Below are 9,277 nucleotides of genomic sequence, written 5' to 3'. Positions count from 1 at the left end.
CCAGGCGCCGGAAGGCATGCATATCAAGGACGCCAAGCTTGGCGGCATCTTCAACATGGGCGGCGCCGCGGTCGCCAACTACGTGTCGATCCTCGAGCCGGCGAAGTAACCGCGCGTCCTCGGGGGCGACGGTGAATCTCGCCGAATGGCTCGCCGCCAGCGCCCGGCTTCGGCCGGGTGCGCCGGCGCTGCTCACCGGCACGCGCGTGGACGCCGACTACGCGACCTTCGCGGCCCGTGCCGCGTCGTTAGGCGGCGCGCTCGCGCAGACCTATCGCATCGTGCCCGGAGACCGGGTCGCGCTGTTTGCGTCGAATTGCACGGACTATCTGGTCGCGCTGTACGGCATCTGGTGGGCCGGAGCGGTCGCGATCCCGATCAACGCCAAGTTGCACGGCAAGGAAGCAGGCTGGATCTGCAGCAATGCGGCAGCAAAGCTTGCATTGGTGGACGAAGGCACCGCCGCGACGCTGGCTGCGGCTGCAGATGATCTGCCGCCCGCCATGCCGACCTTGGCTCTCGACGGTGAGCAATTTCGCGATTCCTGTCGTGGGTCGGGGACGAGCGCGCCCGTCGCGCGCAGCGACGACGACCTCGCCTGGCTGTTCTACACCTCTGGCACCACCGGCCGGCCGAAGGGCGTGATGCTGAGCCACGGCAACCTCGTCGCGATGTCGCTGTGCTATCTGGCCGACGTCGATGCGGTGACGCCCGAGGATGCCGCGCTCTATGCCGCGCCGATCTCGCACGGCGCCGGGCTGTACAACATGATTCACGTCCGCTTCGGTGCCCGGCATGTCGTGCCGAAATCGGGCGGCTTCGATCCCGACGAAGTGCTCGATCTCGGCAAGCAACTCGGCAACGTGTCGATGTTCGCGGCGCCCACCATGGTGAAGCGCCTGGTCGAGGCAGCCAAGCGCCGCGGCGAGACCGGCGAGGGGCTGCGCACCATCGTCTATGGCGGCGGGCCGATGTACCTGGCCGATATCCGCGAAGCGCTGAGCGTGATGGGGCAGCGCTTCGTGCAGATCTACGGCCAGGGTGAATCGCCGATGACGATCACGTCGCTGAGGCGTGAGCTGCACGCCGATAGCGATCATCCACGCTACTTGCAGCGGCTGGCGTCGGTCGGCACCGCGCAGAGCGTCGTCTCGGTGCGAATTACCGGGCCGGATGGCGAGGCGTTGCCGGCTGGCGAGGCCGGCGAGATCGAGGTCAAGGGCGCGACCGTGATGCTCGGCTATTGGAACAGCCCTGCCGCCAATGCGGAGACGTTGAAGGACGGCTGGCTGCGCACCGGCGACGTCGGGCGGTTCGACGAAGATGGTTTCCTCACGCTATCCGACCGCTCCAAGGACGTGATCATTTCGGGCGGCACCAACATCTATCCGCGCGAAGTCGAGGAGGCGTTGCTGACGCATCCGGCGGTGCGCGAAGTTTCCGCGATCGGTGTCGCTGATCCGGAGTGGGGCGAAAACGTCGTCGCCTGCGTGGTGCTGGCCGATGGCGCCGCGGCCGACGACGCGGCGCTCGACGCGCATTGCCAAGCCATGATCGCGCGGTTCAAACGTCCGAAGCGTTACGTGTATCTGGATGCGCTGCCGAAGAACAATTACGGCAAGGTGCTGAAGACCGAGCTGCGGAAGATGGTGAAGTAGTTTCCCGCCGACAGCCTTTCCCCGTCATTGGGTGTGAAGCGATCCTGTGCGGTGCACGAAGCTGGATTGCTTCGTCGCTTCGCTCCTCGCAAGGACAGCGAGAGCATGGTCGATGGCGACGCGCATTCCGCGACGCGGATGGCGGCTCGCCGCGGTTGGACGCCGCATGCCCCCATGCCGCCCGGTCGCTTGATCTTTCGTTCCGCCGCGCTACACGGGACGGATGGCGCCGGAGAGCGCCACCTCGCGGGAGGATACGCACGATGGCTCCAAGCAAGCGAAATGAGATAGGCGGCGTGCAGCCGCTCGCGCGTGCCGCCGCGGCGAGTGTGGAGTAGGCGATGGACTTCGCGCTCTCCGCCAATCAGGACGCCATCCGCGAGGCGGTCGGCAAAGTTTGCGCCCGGTTCGACGACGCCTATTGGCTGGAGCGCGACCGGCATGGCGGCTTCCCGACGGATTTCCATCAGGCAATGGCCGCCGCCGGTTGGCTGGGTGTCTGCTTTCCCGAAACCTACGGCGGGTCTGGTCTCGGCATGATCGAAGCCGCGACCATGATGCGCACCGTTGCGGAATCCGGCGCCCGCATGTCGGGCGCGTCCCGCATCCATATGAACGTGTTCGGGCTCAATCCGGTGGTCGTGTTCGGCACCGACGAGCAGTGCCGGAGGATGTTGCCCGGCATCGTCGACGGCCGCGAGCGCGCTTGCTTCGCCGTCACCGAGCCCAACACCGGCCTGAACACCACGCAGCTCAAGACCCGCGCGGTGCGGCAGGGCGACCGCTACGTGGTCGACGGCCAAAAGGTCTGGATTTCGACAGCCCAGGTCGCTGAGAAGATCCTGCTGCTGGCGCGGACGACTCCGCTGGAAGAGGTGAAAAGCCCGACCCATGGGCTCAGCCTGTTCTATACCGATTTCGATCGCGCACGGATCGCGGTGCACGAGATCGAGAAGATGGGCCGCAAGGCCGTCGATTCTAACGAGCTGTTCTTCTCCGGCTTCGAGATACCCGTGGAGGATCGGATCGGCGAGGAGGGGCGCGGCTTCGACTACATCCTGCACGGGATGAACCCTGAGCGCATCCTGATCGCCGCCGAAGCAGTGGGCCTCGGCAAGCTCGCGTTGCAGCGCGCCGCCAGCTACGCCAGCGGCCGCATCGTGTTCAATCGTCCGATCGGCCAGAACCAGGCGATCCAGCATCCGCTGGCGAAGAACTGGATGGAGCTCGAGGCGGCCTGGCTGATGGTGCTGCAGGCGGCCTGGCAATACGATCAGGGCATGGCCTGCGGTCCGTCCGCCAACGCCGCGAAATATCTCGCCGCGGAAGCCGGCTATGCGGCCTGCGAACAGGCGGTGATGACCCATGGCGGCTTCGGCTATGCGCGCGAGTACCACGTCGAGCGATACTTCCGCGAGTCGCTGATCCCGCGGATCGCACCGGTCAGCCGTGAGCTGATCCTGTCCTTCATCGCCGAGAAGGTTCTCGGCCTGCCAAAATCCTATTAGTCGATCTGCTCCGAAAAGGACGCCCGAATGAGCCGCCTGCGCGCTGCCCTCGATCCCAAGTCGATCGCCATCATCGGCGCGTCGGACAATCCCAACAAGATCGGCGGGCGGCCGGTGGCCTTCCTCGGCAAGTTCGGCTTCCGCGGCAAGATCTATCCGATCAATCCGACGCGGCCGGAGATTCAGGGCCACAAGAGCTACGCCTCGCTGGCCGATCTGCCCGAGGCGCCCGAGATGGCGATCGTCGCTGTCGCGGGTGATAACGCCATCACCACGGTCGAGGAGTGCGCCGCGGCCGGCGTCAAGGTTGCGCTGGTGATGGCCTCGGGCTTCGGCGAAGTCGATCCCCACGAAGGCAAGGCCAAAGAGCGGCGCATGGTCGAAGCCGCGCGCCGCGCCGGCATGCGGATCGTGGGGCCGAACTGTCAGGGTCTGGCGAATTTCGGCAGCGGCGCGGTGGCGTCGTTCTCGACGATGTTCGTCGACATGGAGCGCAGCCAAAACCCTGGCCATGTCGCGATGCTCAGCCAGTCCGGTGCGCTGTCCACGGTGCCGGTCGGCTTCCTGCGTGAACGCGGCATTGGCGTGCGTCACAGCCACGCGACCGGCAACGACTCCGACGTCAGCGTCGGCGAACTCGCTTGCGCGGTCGCGGAGGACCCCGAAGTCAAACTGATGCTGCTGTATCTGGAGAGCATTCCGGATCGCCGCTATCTCGAAGAGCTAAGCTCGATCGCGCTCGATCGCGACCTGCCGATTATCGCGCTCAAATCAGGCCGCACCGCCGCAGGCCAACAAGCGGCACAGTCACACACCGGCGCGCTCGCCAATGAGGATCGCGTCGTCGATGCTTTCCTGGCGCATCACGGCATCTGGCGCGCGCCGGATATGCGCGGCCTGGTCGAAGCGACCGAGTTGTACTTGAAGGGCTGGAAGCCGCGTGGTCGCCGGCTGGTGGCGATCAGCAACTCCGGCGCAGTCTGCGTCATGACCGCCGACGCGGCATCCAGCGTCGGCATGCCGATGGCGAAACTCGCGCCCGAAACAGATAGCAAGCTCAAGACTATTCTGCCGAGCTTCGCCACCACGACCAACCCGATCGATCTCACCGCGGCGCTGCTGTCCAACAGCCGCTTGTTCGGCGACATCCTGCCGGTGCTGGCGCAGGACCCCGCAGCTGACGCGTTCCTGATCGGCGTGCCTGTCGCCGGGCCCGGCTACGATGTCGAGGCGTTCTCGCGTGACGCGGCGGCCTTCGCAGAGCAAACCGGCAAGCCGCTGGTGGTTTCGGCGACCCAGCCGAGTGTTGCGCGGGAGTTCAGCGCTCGGGGCACCACGGTGTTTCCGACCGAGGTCGAAGCTGTCACCGCGCTCAATCAGTTCATCCACCATCGCGAATTGATGGAGACGACGCGGCAGCGCCGTGCCGCGCGCGGCACCAGCTATCCTTTGCTGCAGAAGCCGGCACAGACCACGATGCTCAACGAGGCCGACAGCCTGGCGCTGCTCGCCTCGCGCGGCATCCCTGTGGTGCCGCATCGGTTGTGTCTCTCGCGCAACGAAGCGATCGCCGCCTTCACGGCGATCGGCGGCCCTGTGGTGGTGAAAGGTTGTTCGGCCGACATTGCCCATAAGTCTGAACTCGGCCTGGTCAAGCTCGGCGTCAGCTCGGCGGATGCGGCCGGTGAATTGTTCAGTGAGATGGAGGCCATCATCCGCCGCGAGGGCGCGCGGTTCGATGGAGTCGTTGTCGCCGCGATGGCGAAGGGTCGCCGCGAGATGATGATCGGCGCGCATCGTGATCCGGTGTTTGGCCCGGTGATCGTGGTCGGCGACGGCGGCAAATATGTCGAGCTGCTGCGTGATACGCAATTGCTGCTGCCGCCGTTCGTCGACGCCGACATTCGGGAAGGTCTTCACAAGCTGCGGATCGCGCCGCTGTTCACCGGCGTGCGCGGCGAGGCGCCCATGGATATCGCCGCACTGGTCAACACGGTGAAGCTCATCGCCGAACTGATGCGTGACGAAGCCGCGGGTGTACTCAGCATCGACCTCAACCCGGTGATGCTGAACAGCGAAGGTGAAGGCTGCATGGTCGTCGACGCGGTGGTGTTCCGCTCCGGCTAGCAGGCCATGGGCGTCACTCTTTCAAGCCAAAAATCTTGCGTCGAGTAGTCGGACGCGTTTGTCGCATACCGCTCTGCAGCGGTTGTCGCGGCAGATCGCCTGATGTAGCTTGTCGCTACAGTGGAATTACATTCCGCTGTGCGAAACTAGAGGAAGCGAAACAGGATGCATTGAGGTGGGCCGAAAGTGGTCTCGTTTCAAAAGCATCGGGCATCATAACCACGCTAGGACAACAAGATGGGACGACGCTCGGAACGGCTCTGCCGACAAGGAACTTTTGCCGGCGATGCGGCCGGAGATGGCGATGTGATTCAGGTGGTGTCGCGCGCATTCGACGTGCTGCGCTGCTTTGAAGGTCACGAAACACGCCTCGGTAATCTGGAAATCTCCAGCCGTTGCGGGCTGCCGCGCTCGACGGTGTCGCGGCTCACGCACACGCTGACGCGGATGGGCCAGCTGGTCTATTTGCCGCGCGATCAGAAGTATCGGATCGGGCCGAGCGCGGTGGCGATGAGCACGTCGATGATGCGCGGCTTGCAGCTGCGCAATCTGATCCGCACGCGGCTGCAGGACGTCGCCGAGCAGATCCCCGGCACCATCGGCTTCCTCGTGCCCGACCGGTTTCATCTGGTCTATCTCGAATTCGCCCGCGCCGCGCATGCCATCGGTCTGCATTCGGTGACCGGCAGCCGCATCAGCGTCGCGCGCACGGCAGCCGGCAACGCCTATGCGGCGGCACTCGATCCCGATATCGCGCAGGCGCTGCTCGCCGAGATGGGGCGCGAAATTCCCGATCAGGCTGCGATCCTGCGCGACCGCCTCGATGCCAATCGGGCAATGCTGCTGGAGCGCGGCTACGTCACGGCTTGCGGTCTGTGGAGCCCGCACATCAACGGCATCGCGACGCCGATGTGGTCGCCGCAATACCAGACCTACGTGGTCGCCAACATCGGTCTGCTATCGGCGATGTATGACGAGCAGCGCATGCACGACGAAGTTGCGCCGGTGCTGTCGCAGCTCGCGCGCGTGATCGACGCTTTGGTGCAGAATGCCGACAGCGGCCTGGTCGCGGTGCCGCCGTCGAATAACAAAAAACTGTCTTCGGAGGATTTGACGCATGACCTGGAAGCCGGAGCTCGACGAGCTGGCCCGCCGCGAAGCCTTCGCGCGGCAGATGGGCGGCGTCGACAAGGTCAAGCGCCAGCATGACCAGGGCCGGCTCACGGTTCGTGAGCGCATCGATGGTCTGATCGATCAGGGCAGCTTCCACGAGATCGGCGCGGTCGCCGGTCTCGGTGACTACGACGCGAAAGGCGAGCTGACCGGCGTCACGCCGGCCAACTGCGTGTTCGGTCGTGGCAAGATCGAGGGACGCACCGTCGTGGTGGTCGGCGACGACTTTACGGTGCGCGGCGGCTCGGCCGATGCCTCGATCCACACCAAGCCGCAGATGGCCGAGGAGATGGCGCACGATCTGCGGCTGCCGATCGTGCGGATCATCGAGGGCTCGGGCGGCGGCGGCTCGGTGAAAACCATCGAGACCAAGGGCGCCGCCAATCTGCCGGGCGGCGTCGACGGCACGCGGTGGTTTTACTACACGACCGCCAATCTGGCCCAGGTGCCGGTGGTGGCGCTCGGCCTCGGCTCAGTCGCCGGCCTCGGCGCCGCGCGGCTCGCGGCCAGCCATTATTCGGTGATGACGAAGTCGTCGGCGATGTTCGTCGCCGGCCCGCCGGTGGTGGCGCGGCTCGGGCAGGATCTTTCGAAGGAAGCGCTCGGCGGCGCCGACATTCAAACCCGCGCCGGCGCGGTCGATCACGCCGTGAACACCGAGGCTGAGGCCTTCGCCTGCGCCCGGCGCTTCCTGTCGTATCTGCCGTCCTCGGTTTACGAACTGCCGCCGACGCTGCCGTGCAATGACGATCCCGAGCGCGCCGACGAGAAGTTGCTCAGCGCCGTGCCGCGCGATCGTCGGCAGGTCTACAAGATGCGCCCGATCATCGAGAGCGTCGTCGATCACGGCACGTTCTTCGAGACCGGCGCCAAGTTTGGCCGTCCGGTGATCACCGGGCTGGCGCGGCTCGAGGGCAGGGCGGTCGCGGTGCTGGCCGGCGACTCGTTCCACACCGGCGGCGCCTGGACGGCGGATGCGTGCGAGAAGGTGATCCGCTTCGTCGATCTCGCCGAGACCTTCCATCTGCCGATCGTGTACTTGATGGATTGCCCCGGTTTCATGGTCGGGCTCGAAGCCGAGAAGGCGGCGACCATCCGCTACGGCGTCCGCGTCATGGCGGCGGTCAATCAGTCCACGGTGCCGTGGTGCACGATCATCGTCCGCAACGCTTTCGGCGTTGCCGGCGTCGTCCACCAGCCGGCCAACCGCTTCTCGATGCGCTACGCCTGGCCGTCGGCCTATTGGGGATCGCTGCCGCTCGAAGGCGGCATCGAAGCGGCGTATCGCGCCGATCTCGACGCGGCCGAAGATCGCGACGCCAAACTGCGCGAGATCGAAGATCGCCTCAACAAACTGCGCTCGCCGTTTCGATCGGCCGAGAAGTTCTGGGTCGAAGAAATCATCGATCCCCGCAAGACCCGCTCACTGCTGTGCGAATTCGCCCGCCTCGCCGAGCCGCTGCGCACGCCAGGGCCGGCGACGGCGATGCGGCTGCGGCCTTAACTCAATTCGTCATTACGAGGAGCGAAGCGACGAAGCAATCCAGCTGCATTCTCTGAGCTGGATTGCTTCGTCGGCTGCGCCTCCTCGCAATGACGTGGATAGGTCGCTACACCGCGACCGGCTTCGGATGCCGGCTGATCGTCAGGGCGAAGGCCGAGGCGATGATGCAGAGTGCGCCGGCGATGAAGAAGGCGGGCAGGTAGCTCGCCAGCATCGTGCGTGACAGGCCCGCGCCGAACGCGGCAGTGGCGGCGCCGAGCTGATGGCCCGCGAACACCCAGCCGAACACGAGGTTCGCGCGCTCGGGGCCGAACTTCTGCGCCGTCAGCCGCACCGTCGGAGGAACGGTGGCGACCCAGTCGAGCCCATAGAACACCGCGAACAGCGACAGGCCGTAGAACGAGAAGTCGGTGAACGGCAGCGCCAGCAGCGAGAGCCCGCGCAGGCCGTAGTACCAGAACAGCAGCCAGCGATTATCGTAGCGGTCGGACAGCCATCCTGAAAAGATCGTGCCGACGAAATCGAAGATGCCCATCGCCGCGAGCAGGCTGGCGGCTTCGACCTGCGGAATGTTGAAGTCGGCGCACAGCGGGATCAGGTGCACCTGGATCAGCCCGTTGGTCGAAGCGCCGCAGATGAAGAAGGTCGCGAACAGCACCCAGAACACGCGCGTTTGCGCCGCGGCGCGCAAGGCATGCAGTGCCGCCAGCGCGATCGAACCGCCGGCCGGCGGTGCGGCAACGATTGGGTCGCTGCCGTTGTCACCATAGGGGCGGAGGCCGACATCCGACGGCCGATCGCGCATCAACAGCAAGACGCCGATTGCCGCGATGCCGATCATGCCGCAGACATAAGCCATGGCGACGCGCCAGCCATAGCGCTCGGTCAGGCTGGCGAGCAGCGGCAGGAACACCAATTGGCCGGTGGCGACGCTGGCCGTCATCATGCCGATGACAAGGCCACGCCGCGCCACGAACCAGCGGGTCGCGATGGTGGCGCCGAGGATCAGAGCGGTCATGCCGGTGCCGATGCCGACCACGACGCCCCAGAGCAACACCAACTGCCAAAGGTTCGTCATTGCCAACGAAGCGACCAGCCCGGTGACGACGATCAACAGCGCCGTCAAAGCGACAGGACGAAGCCCGAAGCGGTTCATCAGCGCTGCCGCGAACGGCGCCATCAGGCCGAACAGCACGAAGCGGATCGACAGCGCCGAGGAGATCTCCGCGGCGCTCCAGCCGAATTCCTTCTGCAGCGGCACGATGAACACGCCCGGGGCGCCGACCGCGCCGGCATTGACCAGCGCG

6 protein-coding genes are annotated in these 9,277 nt (G+C 65.8%); 5 read left to right on the top strand and 1 reads right to left on the bottom strand.

The features are described 5' to 3' along the window. Positions 1-131: 131 nt before the first annotated feature. The 5 genes from I5M_RS16045 to I5M_RS16025 all read left to right on the top strand — a co-directional run bounded on the left by I5M_RS16045 (position 132) and on the right by I5M_RS16025 (position 7,970). The gene (locus I5M_RS16045; protein ID WP_022722324.1) at positions 132-1,658 is read left to right on the top strand and encodes a class I adenylate-forming enzyme family protein; all 1,527 of its coding nucleotides are present in this window, start codon (positions 132-134) and stop codon (positions 1,656-1,658) included. 341 nt (positions 1,659-1,999) lie between these two features. Then, the gene (locus tag I5M_RS16040; protein WP_022722323.1) at positions 2,000-3,166 is read left to right on the top strand and encodes an acyl-CoA dehydrogenase family protein; all 1,167 of its coding nucleotides are present in this window, start codon (positions 2,000-2,002) and stop codon (positions 3,164-3,166) included. A 27-nt stretch (positions 3,167-3,193) separates the two neighbouring features. After that, positions 3,194-5,293 (top strand): acetate--CoA ligase family protein, encoded by a 2,100-nt coding sequence (locus I5M_RS16035; protein WP_022722322.1) that lies wholly within the window; start codon positions 3,194-3,196, stop codon positions 5,291-5,293. Positions 5,294-5,530: 237 nt separating this feature from the next. Then, positions 5,531-6,502 (top strand): IclR family transcriptional regulator, encoded by a 972-nt coding sequence (locus tag I5M_RS16030; RefSeq protein WP_031336622.1) that lies wholly within the window; start codon positions 5,531-5,533, stop codon positions 6,500-6,502. Continuing rightward, positions 6,411-7,970: an acyl-CoA carboxylase subunit beta gene (locus I5M_RS16025; RefSeq protein ID WP_022722320.1), complete on the top strand. Its 1,560-nt coding sequence runs from the start codon at positions 6,411-6,413 to the stop codon at positions 7,968-7,970. The genes I5M_RS16030 and I5M_RS16025 overlap by 92 nt, the downstream gene beginning before the upstream one ends. A 106-nt stretch (positions 7,971-8,076) precedes the next feature. Here I5M_RS16025 and I5M_RS16020 read toward each other — a convergent pair. Continuing rightward, the coding region (locus I5M_RS16020; RefSeq protein ID WP_022722319.1) for an MFS transporter at positions 8,077-9,277 on the bottom strand (1,201 nt) is incomplete at its 5' end.

It is taken from the genome of Rhodopseudomonas sp. B29, assembly GCF_000333455.1.
GTDB lineage: Bacteria > Pseudomonadota > Alphaproteobacteria > Rhizobiales > Xanthobacteraceae > Rhodopseudomonas.
Note: the sequence above shows the minus strand (reverse complement) of the source record. Positions and strands in the feature narration are given on the sequence as shown.